Here is a 1,228-nt window from a genome sequence, read left to right as displayed (position 1 = left end):
TGGGCCGATCGGCATCGGTGATCGCGACCTTCTCCAGCATCGCGACAGGTGCGCTGCGATGTGAGATGCCGACGAGAAGAACGCTCATGGTGTGACCACCGATCCCTTGCTGGTTGGCTCCGTTGCCGTATGCGAGGTCGTCTGGGCGGCCTGCGCCGCGCAATGGGACAGCCCGGCGGGGCCCGGCGTCGGATGCGCTGGCACCCGGCGGGCGATCCGGCCGGAGCCGTTCAAGGGATGAGCGGCAGGCACGCCGTTGCCCGGTACAACACCGCTCGCGGCGGAATCATTCGCCGCGGCGGTGGCGTCGTCCGCCACATTTCCGCTGTTCACACCAGCATCACGCGCGCCGTCACCGGTGGTGGTGTCGGCGCCGGTCACGGGAACCGGGCCGGAGCCGTTCGTTTCGTCGGAATCGGCATTGCGGACCCGCTCGAAGGACAGCATCTGCATTTCCACGGCCAGGTCCACGCGCCGCATCTCCACCCCGGGCGGCACGGTGAGCGGGCACAGGGCGAAGCTCAGGATCGACCCGACACCCGCGGCGACCAGTTCGTCGCATACCTGCTGGGCACTGTCATCGGGTACCGCGATCACCGCGATGGTCGGGCGCAGCAGCGCGATCCCGTCCGCCAGCCCGGCGACATCGCGCACCCGCAGGCCCTCGACCTCACGGCCGATCACCTCGGGATCGTCGTCGAAGATCCCGACCACCGCGAACCCACGCCGCCGGAAGCCCCGGTAACCCACCAGCGCGCGCCCGAGATTCCCGGCGCCGACCAGCACGACCCGGTGGCCACCGGACAATCCGAGCACATCCTCGATGCGGGCCCGCAACCGCGCGACGTCGTAGCCGACACCGCGAACACCGTTGGGGCCCAGGAAAGAAAGATCCTTGCGGAGTTTCGCGGAATTGACACCCGCCGCGACAGCCAGTTCCTCACTGGATACGATGGCCACAGCGTCATCGGCGAGCAGGGCGAGCACCCGGAGGTAGGTGGCGAGCCGGCCCACCGTAGCCTGGGGAATGTCCTTCTGAAGGGTCCGGGTGGTGACGTTGGGAGCATCGCCGGAGACGCCGCGCGTCTCATGCTGCTCTGTCACGTCCTCGGCTCCTCGTCCGGACCGAACAGGCCCGGGTGGTCGGCGACCTCCGCCGGGGTCCATGCGCCGATGACGGGGTCGGATATCGGGTTGATTCACGTGCTACCGGCGGCCGGATACTCGC

General features: G+C 69.0%; 1 protein-coding gene. It reads right to left on the bottom strand.

What is annotated here, in order from left to right; genetic code table 11:
* Nucleotides 1-84: 84 nt before the first annotated feature.
* Nucleotides 85-1,104 carry a redox-sensing transcriptional repressor Rex gene (locus ACWDU1_RS32440; protein WP_450004233.1) on the bottom strand — a complete coding sequence of 340 codons (1,020 nt, stop codon included), beginning with the start codon at nt 1,102-1,104 and terminating at the stop codon, nt 85-87.
* Nucleotides 1,105-1,228 lie beyond the last annotated feature (124 nt).

This window comes from Nocardia sp. NPDC003345 (assembly GCF_053589395.1).
The sequence above is the reverse complement of the archived record's forward strand: the minus strand, read 5'-3'. Positions and strand labels throughout refer to the sequence as shown.